The organism is Bacteroidales bacterium (assembly GCA_021157585.1).
Lineage (GTDB): Bacteria > Bacteroidota > Bacteroidia > Bacteroidales > UBA12170 > UBA12170.
In genome coordinates, this window is the sequence record JAGGWH010000111.1 from 1 (window position 1) to 16,252 (window position 16,252).

General features: G+C 33.6%; 12 protein-coding genes. All 12 read right to left on the bottom strand.

What is annotated here, in order from left to right:
* A partial coding sequence (locus J7K39_07860) for an efflux RND transporter permease subunit (GenBank protein MCD6179804.1) occupies nucleotides 1-2,786 on the bottom strand: 2,786 nt, incomplete at its 3' end.
* Between the two features lie 41 nt (nucleotides 2,787-2,827).
* The gene (locus tag J7K39_07865) at nucleotides 2,828-3,337 is read right to left on the bottom strand and encodes a DUF2231 domain-containing protein (protein ID MCD6179805.1); all 510 of its coding nucleotides are present in this window, start codon (nucleotides 3,335-3,337) and stop codon (nucleotides 2,828-2,830) included.
* 7 nt (nucleotides 3,338-3,344) lie between these two features.
* Nucleotides 3,345-3,731, bottom strand: a complete 387-nt coding sequence (locus J7K39_07870) for a DUF302 domain-containing protein (GenBank protein ID MCD6179806.1) — start codon at nucleotides 3,729-3,731, stop codon at nucleotides 3,345-3,347.
* A 138-nt stretch (nucleotides 3,732-3,869) separates the two neighbouring features.
* Nucleotides 3,870-4,292, bottom strand: a complete 423-nt coding sequence (locus J7K39_07875) for a hypothetical protein (GenBank protein ID MCD6179807.1) — start codon at nucleotides 4,290-4,292, stop codon at nucleotides 3,870-3,872.
* Nucleotides 4,293-4,387: 95 nt separating this feature from the next.
* Entirely contained in the window at nucleotides 4,388-5,182 is a 795-nt protein-coding gene (locus tag J7K39_07880; GenBank protein MCD6179808.1) for a cation transporter, read from the bottom strand.
* Nucleotides 5,183-5,668, bottom strand: a complete 486-nt coding sequence (locus tag J7K39_07885) for a hypothetical protein (protein ID MCD6179809.1) — start codon at nucleotides 5,666-5,668, stop codon at nucleotides 5,183-5,185.
* 61 nt (nucleotides 5,669-5,729) lie between these two features.
* Entirely contained in the window at nucleotides 5,730-6,146 is a 417-nt protein-coding gene (locus J7K39_07890) for a transcriptional repressor (protein MCD6179810.1), read from the bottom strand.
* A gap of 222 nt (nucleotides 6,147-6,368) precedes the next feature.
* Entirely contained in the window at nucleotides 6,369-7,550 is a 1,182-nt protein-coding gene (locus J7K39_07895; protein MCD6179811.1) for an efflux RND transporter periplasmic adaptor subunit, read from the bottom strand.
* A gap of 33 nt (nucleotides 7,551-7,583) precedes the next feature.
* Nucleotides 7,584-11,912, bottom strand: coding sequence for a CusA/CzcA family heavy metal efflux RND transporter (locus tag J7K39_07900; protein MCD6179812.1), 4,329 nt, complete (start codon nucleotides 11,910-11,912; stop codon nucleotides 7,584-7,586).
* Between the two features lie 121 nt (nucleotides 11,913-12,033).
* Nucleotides 12,034-12,414 (bottom strand): hypothetical protein, encoded by a 381-nt coding sequence (locus J7K39_07905; protein ID MCD6179813.1) that lies wholly within the window; start codon nucleotides 12,412-12,414, stop codon nucleotides 12,034-12,036.
* A gap of 341 nt (nucleotides 12,415-12,755) precedes the next feature.
* Nucleotides 12,756-14,819 carry an acetate--CoA ligase family protein gene (locus tag J7K39_07910; protein MCD6179814.1) on the bottom strand — a complete coding sequence of 688 codons (2,064 nt, stop codon included), beginning with the start codon at nucleotides 14,817-14,819 and terminating at the stop codon, nucleotides 12,756-12,758.
* Between the two features lie 118 nt (nucleotides 14,820-14,937).
* Nucleotides 14,938-16,252, bottom strand: a 1,315-nt coding sequence (locus J7K39_07915; protein MCD6179815.1) for an LruC domain-containing protein, incomplete at its 5' end; no start/stop codon positions are given.

The window sequence follows — 16,252 nt, forward strand, 5'->3', positions numbered from 1 at the left end:
TAACGAGCAATTGCATCTCTGTTTATGTGAATTTCCATATAAGGTTTACCCACAACTCTATCGGCAAAAACCGACATTTTGGATACACCTTCAACATCTTTAAGCAGAGTTTCTATTTGTAAACCTGTTTTTTCGATACTCTCCAAATCAGGACCAAAAACCTTAATTCCCATTGGGGCACGCATTCCGGTTGCCAACATAACTAATCTGGTTTGAATAGGTTGTAATTTAGGTGCTGATGTTAAGCCCGGAATACTTGAATTGGCTATAATTTCGTTCCAAATATCATTTGGTGACTTTATTTTATCTCGCCATTGGCGGAAATATTCTCCGTCATCGTCAGGGATTAATTCGTCTTTTTCAATAACTACAAAACCATTCTTTGGATTATATTTTGTTCCATCTTTTAGAACAAAAGCCCCATCATCAGTTTTAAAACGAATACGATGTCCGCTTTCGTCAAGAATGTATTCCGATTTGTAATTAATTACGTTTTCAAACATCGAAATTGGTGCAGGGTCGAGAGCCGAATTTACACGCCCCCATTTTCCAACAACATTATCTACCTCGGGTATACTGTTTACTTTTTTATCTAACAAACGGATTACATCAATGTTTTCTTCAACTCCCGAATGTGGCATCGTGGTTGGCATTAATAAGAATGAGCCTTCGTCAAGCGATGGCATAAATTCTTTACCAATACCGGGGAATGTTTCATCTATCGCCTGCCAAGTTTCTGTATCTGTTACAAATTTTGGCATAAAACCAAACATTTTATCGAAACCTTGCCAAGCAGTAATTCCAAAAAGAATAACAAAGATAGGAAGTGATAAGAATTTCCATTTATTGTTTAATGCCCAGGTTAGAATGCGAGGATATAAGTAGATAATTGAACTCAACAAACTCAGAACTAATGCAATCATAAAACCTACAAAAAGCATATTAGTAAACTCGCTATATTGTGCCCCCAGTGGCATCCATTGTGCCGAAAGGTATTTTACAACTACAAATAATATTAAACTAATATTTATATAATTAATATATTTTGATTTGCTTTCTTTCCATAAATATCCAAAGAAATTGTTTACAGCATAAAGAATTACTATAATTGCGAGAAAATAATTCCCAAGAACAATAAGTGTAATTCCTGCAGCAGCCAAAATTATATTCAAATACCTTCGAATTTTTTTACCATTTACATTGATAGAAAATATAATGTGAGCCAAAGTTGGTATTATTACCAAGCCAATTATAAGAGCAGCAAGCATCACAAAAGTTTTTGTAAAAGCTAAGGGCTGAAACAATTTACCTTCGGCAGCTTGCATTGCAAATACCGGCATAAAACTAATTACAGTTGTAGCTATTGCAGTTAAAACTGCTGGTGCAACTTCAATAGTAGCGTTATAAATCACATTCATTAAATCCTTGCCTTTGGCTCCTTTGTTTTCGGGCAATCCAGTATGCCGAATTATATTTTCGGTAAAAACCACGCCTACGTCTACCATCACACCAATGGCAATAGCAATCCCCGAAAGGGCAACTATATTAGCATCTACCCCAAACTGACGCATTGCAATAAAAGTCATTAATACGCCTATTGGCAATAAACTTGAAATTAAAAAAGAGGCACGTAGATTGAAAACCAAAATTAGCACAACCAAAATACTGATAAGAATTTCTAATGATAGAGCTTCTTCCAGTGTGCCAAGTGTTTCGTGAATTAAACCCGAACGGTCGTAAAAAGGAATAATAGTAACTTTGGAAACCGTTCCGTCTTTTAAAGTTTTTGAAGGTAATCCGTTAGCGATTTCATTAATTTTATCTTTAACATTATTGATAACTTCCAAAGGATTTGCACCATAACGAGCTACAACTACACCGCCAACAGCATCGGCACCGCCTTTGTCTAAGCCTCCTCTACGAGGAGCAGGACCAAAATTAACACGAGCCACATCTTTTATGCGAATAGGCACATTGTTTTTTACTGTTACCACCGATTTTTCAAGGTCTTCCAAAGATTTTACATAACCTAAAGCACGTATTAAATACTCGGCTTTATTAAATTCAATGGTTCTTGCACCAACATCGAGGTTCGATTCTTTCACGGCATTAATAATCTGTCCAATCGTTACTCCATGTGCTTTCATTGCATTTGGGTCTATATCAACTTGGTATTCTTTGATATAACCACCAATAGAAGCAACTTCGGAAACACCTTTTGCCGATGTTAAAGCATATTTTACATAGAAATCTTGAATAGAACGTAGTTCTTGCGGATCCCAACTTCCGGCAGGTTTTCCATTTTTATCCCTACCTTCAAGAGTGTACCAATAAACCTGACCCAGTGCTGTGGCGTCGGGACCTAAGGTAGGCGTAACACCTTCGGGCAAAGTTCCCGCAGAAAGCGAATTGAGTTTTTCTAAAATTCGGCTTCTACTCCAATAAAATTCAATGTTTTCATCAAAAATTATATAAATGCTTGAAACGCCAAAAATAGAATTACTTCGTATAGTTTTTACACCCGGTATTCCTAATAAGGCTGTTGTTAAAGGATATGAAACTTGGTCTTCGATATCTTGTGGCGAACGACCTGTCCATTCGGTGTAAACTATTTGCTGATTTTCTCCAATGTCTGGAATGGCATCTACCGGTACAGGGTCGCTCGGTAGAAAACCTGTATCCCATCCAAAGGGCGAGTTTACTATCCCCCAAGCCAAAAAGACTGTAAGTAAAAGAATAGTAACTAACTTATTTTCTAAAAAGAATTTTATTATTTTGTTTAACATTGTGTTATACTTTAAATTTATAATTTACAACTTCAAAAATACTAATGAGCATGTTCTGTATGACTATCTTCACCAGTTTCTGCATGATTATGCTCGTGGGTTTGATTATTAATTATTTTTTCCATAGGAATAACTCCTGCACCTTCTTCGTAAACCATTTTACCACCAAGGTGTGCAGTGTAAGCTAATAAGCCAGATGCAATAATTAAAAAAGAAGTCATAATTATTAATTCTTTTATTTGTATTTTATATCTACGTAAGATTAACCATATAGAAATTGCAGTAAACATTGATGTTAATATATATCCTAGAGTTTTATGAACTTCCATGATTTCATGAATTTTATTATTATGAGCTAAACTTTCTTCGGCAAATATGCCTGATATAATAGCTGCTGCAGCTCCAATTGTACCAAGTACTAGATTTCCTAATAGTATATCTTTAAATAATTCTCTTTTATTTTTAATTAAAACTGCTAAGACAGCAAATAGTACAGAAGTTATTAAAAGAGCAATTGGAAAATGAACGATTAATGGATGTAATGATTTCATAATTTTATTATTTTAAAGAATTTATTATTCGTTGCATTTTCTCATAAATCTCGTTTGCGATAGTTTTCATTTCATCATTATTTATATCGGCAACCATAGATTTTGGATTGATAATGGCTATTTCAATTCCGTTTTCAACTTCTTGAAGCATTACATTACAAGGTAGAATAGTTCCTATTTTATTTTCTGCATTTATTGATCGCAATGCAAAAGCAGGATTACAAGCACCTAAAATTCTGTATTGTCTGAAATCAACATCCAACTTTTCTTTTAATGCTTTGTTTACATCGAATTGTGTTACTATTCCAAAGCCTTCTTTTTGAAGTTCTTCTTTAATTATTTCAGTTGCAGTTTCTAAATCTGCATTTATTGTTTTATTGATATAGTATTTCATTTCTAAATATTTTGACGTTAATAAATATGTTGTGTAAAAATAGTACAACAAAACCTTATTAATACACTTTTTAAAAAGTGGTATTAGCATCTATGTAAATAAGATGTAATTTACACGTGCATTAGAAAAGTAACGGTATCAGATAAGAAATACGCCAAATTCGGATTGAACATCCGTTTCGCACAGAGATGGCGATGGATATATATTTGTAGTATGATAATTTGCAATAAAGAAATTTATTTCCTCAATTTGAAACAAGGAAACAAAATTCAAATCAATTGTTTTTTCAGTTGAAATTGAAAACCTCTCATTTACAAAATCATCGGAGATTTTAAATGTTTCTATTTTATCTTCGCAAGAGCTATGGTATTTTTGTTGATTGCTACTTGTTGCAGCAGTGTTGGTCATTTCGCAATGTTCCATATCGGCACAGCAACTTTCAGTCTCTTGAAAAATGGCGGTGCTGTATAGTTCTCCGTGTGAATAATGTTTATGGATATTAACACCTATAAAACTTATAAGGAAAACAATGGAAACTAATATGTTAATGACTTTCTGCATATGTTATTTATAATGGATCAAAATTACGACAAGAAACCATAAATCTCTTATACAATTTTGGATAATACTTGTATAATTTTTGGATTTAACATTTCTTATGACAATTTTAATATTCTAAAAGCGCCTCTAATAACTATTACAAAAACAATACAAGCAATAATTAAGTCTGGTATTAATGAGCCTGTAAACATTACAATAAAACCGGCAACGATAACACTTAAGTTTATTATAATATCGTTTGATGTAAAAATTAAACTTGCTTTTATATGAATTTCTTCTTTATTTTTGGACTGCAGCATCAAATATAAACTAATACCGTTTGCAATTAGTGCAAATATTGAAACAATAATCATTATAGAAAAATCGGGTATTTGTTCTATTTCCAAAAATCTCCTTATTACTTCTGAGAACCCTAAAACAGCAAGTATTATTTGAAAATATCCTGCGAGTTTGGTTACTCGTTTTTTTCGGACTAAAGTACCGCCAACAGCAAAAAGACTAATTGCATAAACAAAACTATCCGATAACATATCTAAACTATCGGCAACCAAACCCATTGATTTTGAGATTAAACCTGTTGTCATCTCAATAATAAAAAATGCCAGATTTATTAATAGAACTAACCAAAGTATTTTGGATTGTTTTTTATCTGGATTAATATCAATATCTTCATTTGTTTCCTCTGTCGCCAATACTTTACACGACAAGTTTAAACTGAAAATAGCATCGTTTATTTTCGGGTTTTCTTTTTTTAGTATTAAAGTCAATGTTCTTTTTTCTAAATCAAAATACATTGCTTTAATCTCTTTAAATTGAGAAATCTTAATCCTAATCAAGGACTCCTCAGAGCCACAAGTCATTTTGTCAATATGGTATATTTTTTTAATCAACTACCTTTTCTTTAAAACTGCATTTAAAGGAATAAATACACCTACTTTTAAACCCAAATTAAATTCATCGACAGGTGTGTAAAGAAACATAAAGAAGTTTCCAATTTTACTCAACTTAATATTAGGACCTGTCTGTACAAAAAACTTGTGATTATCTAAATTATATTCTTCTGCAATAACCCAAGATACCGGCACTTTTTTATCAAAACCGATAAACCAATATTCATTAAAATTATAGATAGCATTTACCCCTGCGGTATAGCCTACTGAGGTATAAAACTTTTTATTGAACAAGGCTCCAAGTTCACCGTGCAGTAAAACTCTTTCTTTGTATCCTCCTTTTAAATCATAGATTAAAAGAGGATTAACTCTGATTCCTGTGATTAATCTGAATTTTTCAGGCGTTTTATTATTTTCTTGTGCTCTTATTTTTACCGAAAATGAAAGAAAAATAATAATAACAAATATCGTAAATATATTTTTCATTGTATATAATTTTAAACTCAATACAAAAATACTGTTTAAAGAGTGCAATTTTGTTGCAAAGTTACTTTTGACAATTACTACATATACCTTTTACAACAAAATTGGCTTTGTTAAGAGTATAGCCTGCAGGCAAATCAATTTCCGGAATAGGTATTTCAGGCAAACAATATGTTTGTTTACATTCTGTACAATGAAAATGAACGTGTAAATCGCTTGGATTACAATCACAAGTATCGTGGCAAACTGCATATTTTATCGAACCTGTTCCATCATCAACACAGTGAATTATCTTTTTTTCTTCAAAGGTTTTTAATGTACGGTAAAGAGTAGATTTATCAGATTGAGCAAATCTTTCTTCTAACTCTTTTAAACTTATTGCAACTTGTTTCTTGCTTAATTCTTCAAGAATTAACTCACGCATTGCAGTTGGTTTAACCTTTTTATTTTCGAGTTTTTTATCTATTTTATTATTATCCATTATGGTGTTTTTTATATGATTTAATCCGAATTATGCATTTGTAAAATACTTGCAATATAATAATCTTATTTTTTACACTTTCGCAAATGCAAGATAAATACTTTATGATTAAGTAGTTTTCAATACTTTGTATCAAAACCTATCTAAAAATCAAAAGCTTCATTCAATAAAAATTCAAATGCATAATTCGGTTTTAAGCATACTTATTTATAATAAAATACATTAATCATCATCACCCAATTCGTCTTTATCCATATCTGAGAAAAGATAATAGGCTTTGTTTAAAACAACACGAACATCTTCCGGCAATTCTTCAGGGAAATTAACCTGAGTATAACCGTCGTCGCTTCTCCCTTTTATAATTTCTGTCATTTTAAATTTTGTATTTTCATTGTTTTCTTCTTCAACTATAAAAATATACGATTTAACACCCTGAGTTACAATAGCATCGTTTGGCAAAGTTTTGACATAATTTTTATCGGTATGTAAATGCCCTGTAATATACATTCCGGGAATTAATTCTATTTTATCTTCTAAAATATTAGCGTGAATATGAACCGATCGAGTATCGTTTTCGAACTGTTTACCAATAGCAAAAATTTCGGCAGTATATTCCTTTTGTTCTTTATTAGAAACGGTAAAATGAATTTTCTGACCTATTTTTAATAAATAAACGTCTTTTTCGTAAACTTTAAAATCGGCGTGTATTTTACTGTTATCTGCCAATTCAAACATTTTTGTTTTTGTATCAACATAAATACCAACCATTATATTTACCGAGTTTACAAAACCTGAAATGGGTGAGATAATATTAATAGTATTCGAGATCTTACCTTTTTTAACTTGCTCAGGCGATAAATGCAATAGCAATAAACGAGACTTTAAACTCTCATATTTTACCTTTGCATTATTATATTCCGATTTTGCTTTCTGATAGTCTTTTCCTGCTCCAACATTATTGTCGAAAAGTTCTTTTTGTCTTTCGTACTCCTGTTTTAAGTATTCTAAATTATTGGAAATAGTAGCAAACTCTTCTTGTACTGTAATATAATCAGGGTGTTCCAAAACGGCTAAGACTTGACCTTGTTTCACCTTATCGCCTTGAAAGACCTTGATGCTTTTAACATTTCCTCCAAGAATTGCGGTAACACCTGCTCTGTCTTTTGGTGCTACTTCCAATTGTCCATTAATTTTGACAACTGTCGTTAAATTACGCATCTCAAAATTACCAATTTTTAGATTTAAGAATTTTTGTTGTGCCTTGTTTAATACCACAACACCTTCTTCTCCTTCTTCATTATGTTCGTGCTCTTCAGTTTCTGTATTAGCATTATTAGAACTGCACGAAACAAAACCTGTAATTGTTACCAATGCTATTAATACTATGTATATTTTCTTTTTCATTACTCTATATTTTTATCGCGATATCGCGGGTTATTATTTTCCTGTTAAATATTTTATTTCTATTGTTAATTCAAAGAATTTTTCTTCTTGTTGTAAAAAATCCTTTTTAATCATAATTGCAGCCTCAATATTTTGGATAAACTGAACATAAGAAATACTTCCCGATTTATATGCCAGCGTTGATGCTTCAATCTGTTCATCTGCCAAAGGCAAGGCTTCGTTTTTGTAATAATCAATCAAATCTTTATAAACCAAATACCGGTTATGCTTTTGCTGATATTGAGTATTAATCTCAATACTTTTTTGCTGATATTTCTGTCCGGCAATTTCGTAGTTTATGCGAGATGCTTTTGTCTTTCCGTTTTGTGAAAATAAAACTATTGGAACCGAAACTCCTACTTGCCAGGCATTAAAGCCCGAAGCACCGTCAATGCTTTGCATCTTATATTCCAAATTCAGTTTTGGCAAGAAACCTGACTTCTCGGCTTTCCAATTTGATTTGGCAAGTTCGGTATTGTTGGCATAATAGTCTAAAATAGGACTATTACTTAAACTATCTTGCAATGGAATAACTGTATTTTCTTTCATTTCACTATTCTCAAGCTCAAATGCTTTCGGATATAACAAATACCGGTTTAGATTCTGCAAAGCCATTAAATAATTGCTTTCCGCCATTTTAACTTCAACTATTAATTGCTTGTATTTAGCAGAAGCCGATAAATATTCAATTTTTGAAGTAGCATTTGTTTTATATCTTATTTGTGCCGCTTTTTCGAAATTTGCATACAAACTATCCAATTCTTTGTACAAATCCATTTGCCTTTTCGCATATAAAGTTCTATACCAAGCAATACTTACATCTTTAACAATTTTTTGTTCGGTTAATGATTGAGCCGAAAGTGCTAAATTAACTCGTTTGTTTGCCTGTTTCGATTTTGCAGGAATTCCAAATAAATTAATATCGCTTTGTTCAACACCTATTTTGTTTTGGATACCTAACTCACCATTACCTACTTCTTCTTTTCCTGTATAAACAGATGTAGTTCCAAAATCGTAAGCCGTTGCTTTAAGTGCTCTTTGTTTTTCAACATCTAATTTAGCCATTTTAATTGCAGGATAATTTTCTTTTGCTAAAGCAATGGCTTGCTGTAAGGTAAAAGTAGTATCCTGAGCCATACTATTTTGCGAAAAACCCAATCCGAAAACAATTAAAACCACTGCTATTGCAGGATTTAACTTTGTTCTTTTCATATTTGTTTTTTTAGTTTCAACCCATTTATACAAAATTGGTAATACAATTAAGGTTAAAAGTGTTGATGTTAACATACCGCCAATAACCACAGTTGCTAACGGGCGTTGTACTTCGGCTCCTGCCGATGTTGATATTGCCATTGGTAAGAAACCAAGAATATCTGTTGAAGCAGTTAATAAAATAGGTCTTATTCTACGAATTGAGCCTTTTTTAATAATATCTTTAAGATTGAATTTTCCTTCCGATTTTAGTTCGTTAAAACCTGAAATAAGTACCAATCCGTTAAGAACAGCAACGCCAAAAAGCACAATAAAACCAACACCTGCCGAAATACTAAAAGGCATATCTCGAAGATAAAGTGAAAATATTCCGCCCACTGCAGCAAAAGGAATAGCAACATAAATCATCATAGTTTGTTTAAACGAGCCTATGGCAAAATATACCAACATAAAAATCAACAATAATGCAATAGGTACTACCATAGTTAAACGCTTGGTTGCGCGTTCCAAATTCTCGAAAGCACCACCGTAGCGAATATAATATCCGCTTGGCAATTTCAGTTTTGCATCTAATGTTTCTTGAATTTCGTTTACCAAAGACTTAATATCTCTATCATCCACATTTACCCCAATATAAGTTCTTCGGTTGGTGTTATCTCTACTAATTTGCATTGGTCCGGGCTGATACGATACATCGGCAACCTCTTTCAACGGAATTTGATTTCCATCAGGCAAATTCACATAAAGGTTTCGGATATTATCGATATTTTTACGATGTGCTTCGTCTAAACGCACCACCAAATCGAACATTCGTTCGCCTTCGTAAATTCTACCTGCAACATCGCCACTAAATGCGGTTTCAACTAATTTGTTTAAATCGCTAATATTCAAGCCATATTGTCCCATTTTTGTGCGGTTGTATTTTACGGTTATTTGAGGTAATCCTTTTACAGCTTCAGCTTTTATACCCGAAACGCCCCTAATACCCGATATTAAGCCAGCAATCTCTTGTGCTTTATCCGATAAAATATTTAAATCGTCACCGTAAAGTTTAATGGCAATATCTTCTCTTACGCCTGTCAGCAATTCGTTGAAACGCATTTCGATAGGTTGTGTAAATTCAAATCCGATACCGGGTATTACACTTAGACTTTCTTCCATAGCTTCAACCAATTCGTGCTTAGAGTCGTATTTCCATTCCGATTTGGGTTTCAAAATCACAAAACAATCGGCAATATCTAAAGGCATAGGATCCATTGGTAAAGTTGCAACACCAATTCGCGATTGGACACTTTCTATTTCATCGGGAAATTCTTTTAAAAGGATTTGCTGTGCTTTGGTAGATATTTCTTCTGTTTCGCTAAGTGATGAACCAGGTTTCAGAAATATCTGAAAAGCCAAATCGCCTTCGTCTAATTTTGGGATAAACTCTGAACCCATTCTCGAAAAAACAAAACCACCTGCAATAAGCAGTACAATAGCCGTTGCAACAATAGCCTTGCTATATTTTAAAGCCCAATCGATAAGCGGGCTATAAGCCTTTTCGACAGCAATAATGGCTTTGTCCCCAAAAGATTTTTTATCGGTTTTTGGTGCTTTTAAAAATGTTGCAGATACCATTGGAATATAGGTGAGTGATAAAATCATCACTCCAATTACAGCAAAACCAAAAGTTAGAGCCATTGGAATAAACATTTTACCTTCAACACCTTGCAGGGCAAGAATAGGAATAAAAACAAGTAGAATTATTAACTGACCAAAAAAGGCAGAATTCATCATCTTACTTGCCGATTTATAAGCCAATTCATCTCGTTTTTCTTGTGATATTTTTGTGCCGATTAAATTCTTACGATGCAGGTAAAAAATCATACTTTCTACAATGATAACAGCTCCGTCTATTAATATTCCAAAGTCTAAGGCTCCCATACTCATAAGGTTTGCCCATACGCCGAAAATGTGCATCATAATAAAAGAAAACAGTAATGCCAAAGGAATTGTAGATGCTACAATTAAACCACCGCGCACGTTTCCTAAGAAAATAACGAGAATAAATATTACGATTAAGGCTCCCATTGCTAAGTTTTCGGCAACAGTAGAAGTAGTGCTTTTTATTAGTTTACTACGATCTAAAAAGGGCTTAATTGTAATACCTTCCGGTAATGACTTTTGAATTTGCACCACTCTTTCCTTAACCAAATTGATAACATCGTTTGAGTTTCCGCCTTTAAGCATCATTACAATTCCGCCTACGGCTTCGCCTTTTCCATCTTTCGTAAAAGCACCATAACGAACAAAACTTCCAAATTTAACATCAGCAATATCTCTTATAAAAACAGGACTACCATTAATATTTTTCACAAAAGTATTTTGAATGTCTTTTTTTGAACGCATTAATCCTTCGCCACGAATAAAGTTGGCTTGATAATTCTTTTCGATATAAGCACCGCCTGTATTTTGGTTGTTTTTATTTAAAGCATCGAAAACCTCAGACATAGTTATATTCATACTTCTGAGTTTATCTGGGTTTATAGCAACTTCGTATTGCTTAACATGACCTCCAAAAGAGTTTACTTCAACCACACCCGGCAACATTGCCATTTGTCGTTTTACAATCCAGTCCTGCATAGTGCGCAACTGCATATCGTCATATTTATCTTCAAAACCGGGTTGCACCTCCAAAGTATATTGGTAAATTTCTCCCAGTCCTGTACTAATTGGTGCCATAAACGGCTCACCAAATCCTTCGGGTATTTTTTCTTTTACTTCGTTAAGTGCTTCGCTTACCAACTGACGCGGTAAATAAGTTCCTGCATCATCAGAAAAAACAATGGTTACAACCGAAAGTCCGAAACGCGAAACACTTCGTATTTCTTCTACATTTGGCAGATTGGCTACTGCTAATTCCACCTGATAGGTAACGAATTTTTCTATGTCTTCTGTTCCTAAATTAGGTGCCGTGGTTATTACTAAAACCTGATTGTTAGTGATGTCAGGTACTGCATCAATGGGCACTCTTGTCATTGAATAAATTCCACCGATTATTAATCCAAGTGTCATTAACCAAATGAGTACCTTATTTTTTATTGAAAAATGTATTATTTTGTTTATCATAATTTAGACTTTATGATTTAGATATTAGATCAATACCTAAAATTTGATTGTTAAATATTAAGAAATAGGTTGCTTAAATGCGTTCGCAAACACATACAGGCAAATAATGTGTTATTACGAATTACACATTGTTGATTTCAAATGATAAGGGTGAGCCTCGGGTAGGAGAGTTGCTTATTAATACACAATAATAAGGGGTATTATCGTTAAGGCTTATAAAATTATTTACTTGAGAATGTAAATCTAAATCAAATAAATTAGAAAGAATAACTGCATAAAGAACGGGCAATTCTTTTATAGTATTAGTGAAGTTATTAGTTCTAACTTTATCAGAATCTATATTATTAAAATAATGGCAATGAATGGGATTGTCATTATGATGATGCTCAACATCAGACGAAAAATCATAATGATGATCGTGAGGAATAACAGAATGCGTGAATATAATCAAGCCTACGATTAGCAAGACAATAGATGTGATATTTTTGTAATTCTTATTCATTTTACCGATGCAAATATACGGTTATATTCTTGCAACCGTGTTGCAAAGTTATTTTTTATAACTTTTACAAATGCCTTTGACAACAAAATTTGCACTTGAAAATTTAAATCTATCTAATAAACTAACTTGGGGAACAGCTTAATCTTTTATACAATAGGTTTTTCCGCATTTCCTTGAATCATAATTTTGTTATTGTCTGAAGTGTTTGGCATAGCCCTAGCAAATTTTTGCCTTTTGCTTTTGAACTGCTGGTCTTAGCCTTTGAATTGTAAATGGATTAACCGTAATATTTTAATGATTTGTCTATACACCTAATTTCGGTCAGGAGACCGTGTTTTTTATTAAGCTTTTTTCTCTATTCGGATACGTGCATCAACAGCAATAACCTTATCTTCTGTTCCTAAGAGAGGATTCAAATCTAATTCTTTAATTTCCGGAGCCGCCTGCAATAGTGCGGACAAACGCCAAATCACATCTGCAAATCTATCCTCATTAATTCCTGCTTTTCCTCTAATGCCTTGAATAATTGGATAACTATTTAGGCTTTTAATCATTTTTTGAGCCTCAGAATAAGAGATAGGAGCTAAGCCGTAACTGATGTCTTTTAGTACTTCGATAAAAATACCACCCAATCCGCATAAAATCATATGACCAAATTTATCCTCGTATTTTGCTCCGACAAATAGTTCGATTCCTGAAAGCATAGGTTGTATCAATACCGCTGTTGTATCAGGAATTTTCATCATTCTATTGAATTCTTTTTTAACGGTTTTGGCATCTTTTACATTTAAAACAACTCCTCCTACATCCGATTTATGAATCGGTCCAACTACTTTCATAACAACGGGAAATCCCAGTCGTTCTGCTTGAGAAACAGCAATATCAGCACTACCGCAAGTTGACTCACCTGCTCTTCTAATGCCTGCACCATCTAACAATGACCGAACTGCAGAAGGCGATAAATACCCATTTTCATTACTATCGATAATAGCTTGAATATATCCGAAATCAATATCAGGATAATCTTGATCTTCTTTTTCCGGTAAAGGTGTATTGTAAACTCGAGCAAGTGCATTTCCCAAATTTACTTCATCAGGGAAGTTGAGTTGCCCTTTTTCCAAGAAGAAAGTAACTTCTTTTGATGCTGTGAATGTGGATGGAAGAACAGGATAAATAGGTTTTTTAGAAGATTTTATCTTTTTATCTAGTAGTTCATAAACATCAAAGATGGGAGATAGTCCAGGAGTTCCAAAAATCACTACCATTCCATCAATTTGATCAAAATCGTTATTTACAGCATCTATAATAATTCCTAATTGTTCTGCTGTTCCCGTTGCTAGAAAATCAATTGGATTTGCCACGGATGAGCCCGGAAATAGTTTTGCTTTTAATTCTTCCGCTTTTTCTCCACTTAGCGATGGAACCTCTAATCCTCCTTTTGAAAGAGCATCGGTAAGCATAACTGCAGGACCTCCGGCATGTGTAATAACAGCTAAGTTTTTCCCTTTTAGAGGTGGATACATAAATACTGAGGCAACTGCAATTAAATCTTCGCGACCAAAACAACGAACGATTCCAGCCTTTTGAAACAGAGTATTAACGGCTTCGTCGGGACTGGCTAATGCGCCGGTATGTGATGATGCTGCGCGGCTACCTGCTTCTGATGATCCTGCTTTAATAGCAGCAATTTTACAGCCTTTTTGAATAAGTGATTGTGCGTGTTTTAGTAATTTTTGAGGCTTATTAATGGTTTCTATATAAAGTAGTTTAATCTTACTCGATTTTTCGGTATCAAAAGTATTATCAAGATGTTCGAGTAAATCTTCTACACCTAATTGTGCAGAATTTCCTACAGCAAAAATATTTGAAAAGCTTAGACCTTTAGCAATGCCGGCTTCCATAATAAAAGCTGCTGTTGCACCTGAGCCCGAAATAAAATCACATCCTTTAGGGTCGAGTTTGGGAATAGGCTCGGTAAAGATACTATGATGGTTAGGCGTTAAAATGCCTGTGCAATTTGGACCAATCAATGCGCCATCGTATTTATTTATTTGATCTACTATCTGTTTTTCTAATTCGGCACCGGCTTCGTTTTCTTCGCTAAATCCTGCCGAAAGAATAATAAAAGCTTTGGTGTCTTTTTTCTCTGTCAGGATTTGAATTGCTGGCAAAGTATATTTAGCTGCAATAGCGATAATCGCTAAATCAACTTGAGGAAGGGCGTTTAAATCTTTATAACTTACGATTCCTTGTACTTGTTCTTCCTTAGGATTTGAAACATAGAGTTTTCCAGAGAAATTACCGTCAATTAAATTTTTTAAAACCTTTCCTCCAGGTTTATGAATATCGTTTGAGCCCCCGATTATGACTATGCTTTTTGGATTAAATAGTTGATTAGCAATCATTTTGTGTTTTTTAGATAATTAGCTTGAGCAAAATTACTGCTTTATTTTGCATTCTGTGAATTCTTAAACAAAAAAAACCCGCCTTTTTTTAAGGCGGTCTGTGTGAAAACCAAATGCATTAATAAATATAATCCGGATTTCTATAATCGGCTTGTTCTAAATACCAATCATTAAATAAACTTCCACTACTTTCTACCCAATCAATAAATTTTAAATGTGCCTGATCAACAGACGATTTTTCTATTGGATAATCAAATTGTGTAGGGATATTAATTACCCAAGGAAGGTTATCAATCGTTTTATAATATTTTTCTGTTCCTGCATCCGAATCATCATTATACTGTCCAAAATAACTTAAATCAGCCAAATCCGTTGGTGAATAATTGGCCATATGAATTTCTCTGCCTCGCTCCTGATTCACGATTATAAAAGGATTGAATGGCGCCACGCCAAACTGTGCAAATGGGATTGGAGTTGCGAACTGTATTTCTACTTGAATTATTTCTGTGGGTGCTGCATAAGCTTTGGAAGGATCTGTATTTCCGTATCCATGATTCCAAGCATCATCAAAAACAATAATTGTTGCATTAGTTTGACCTGCTTCTGTACCGTTAGTGTTGGAAATAATATATCCTTCTTCCAGTGCATTTCCTGTAACACTACTAACTTGATCGCTTAAAACGTTTTCTAGTGTAAAGCCGAAACCGTTATGAAATCCTGCTCCAATAGCGCGAACCACAAACTCACCTTTTAGTTTTGTTACTTCATTATCAATATTGCTAATAGTATTGAAATTATAATCAACGATTAAATCGTTAAAATCATAATCTCCTTTGGAAGGCCATAAATCTTCAAATGCAAGTGTTGCATAATTGCCTTCGCTTGGATAATAACTGTTAAAAGCTGATTCGGCATCTTCAGGAAAATCATCAAAACTGTCCGGGACACCATCACCATCAGTATCATTATCTACTTCGCCAATAATAGGGAAGAAACCTGGCTCAACAGCCGATATAGGATCAACAGTAGCATAGAATACAGCATCGTTAAAATCATCATCACCACCAGGGCGTTGTAAATCTTCAAAAGAAATTATGAATTTCTCACGACTGGCATCTTGTAATAAAACAACATGCTGTTGGTAGGTAGGATCTGTTTCGGGGTTTAAGTTTTCGTGCGAAAATAAATTATCGATTCCTTCACCAACCGTTCTTGCTCTATCATCGTAAGCATCGGTGATTAACAGCCAACCTAAAGACGTCCCTGCAGGAAAATTACCAATATAAACTTTATCGCCTGAATATAATCCTCCGCCACTATTTTTAAAAGATACATTGGGAAAAATAACTGTTACATCAGTAATATCATCAACGCTTTGAGGTGGATTGTTTTTATCAAAAGTGTAGAAAGCTAAAGTATTCAGATATCCAGCA

What these genes read in the sequence shown, in the direction of transcription:
- J7K39_07865 (MCD6179805.1), bottom strand. Translation starts at nt 3,337, where the DNA reads ATGAAATCATTACATCCATTAATCGTTCATTTTCCAATTGCTCTTTTA.
- J7K39_07870 (MCD6179806.1), bottom strand. Translation starts at nt 3,731, where the DNA reads ATGAAATACTATATCAATAAAACAATAAATGCAGATTTAGAAACTGCA.
- J7K39_07875 (MCD6179807.1), bottom strand. Translation starts at nt 4,292, where the DNA reads ATGCAGAAAGTCATTAACATATTAGTTTCCATTGTTTTCCTTATAAGT.
- J7K39_07885 (MCD6179809.1), bottom strand. Translation starts at nt 5,668, where the DNA reads ATGAAAAATATATTTACGATATTTGTTATTATTATTTTTCTTTCATTT.
- J7K39_07890 (MCD6179810.1), bottom strand. Translation starts at nt 6,146, where the DNA reads ATGGATAATAATAAAATAGATAAAAAACTCGAAAATAAAAAGGTTAAA.
- J7K39_07895 (MCD6179811.1), bottom strand. Translation starts at nt 7,550, where the DNA reads ATGAAAAAGAAAATATACATAGTATTAATAGCATTGGTAACAATTACA.
- J7K39_07900 (MCD6179812.1), bottom strand. Translation starts at nt 11,912, where the DNA reads ATGATAAACAAAATAATACATTTTTCAATAAAAAATAAGGTACTCATT.
- J7K39_07905 (MCD6179813.1), bottom strand. Translation starts at nt 12,414, where the DNA reads ATGAATAAGAATTACAAAAATATCACATCTATTGTCTTGCTAATCGTA.
- J7K39_07910 (MCD6179814.1), bottom strand. Translation starts at nt 14,819, where the DNA reads ATGATTGCTAATCAACTATTTAATCCAAAAAGCATAGTCATAATCGGG.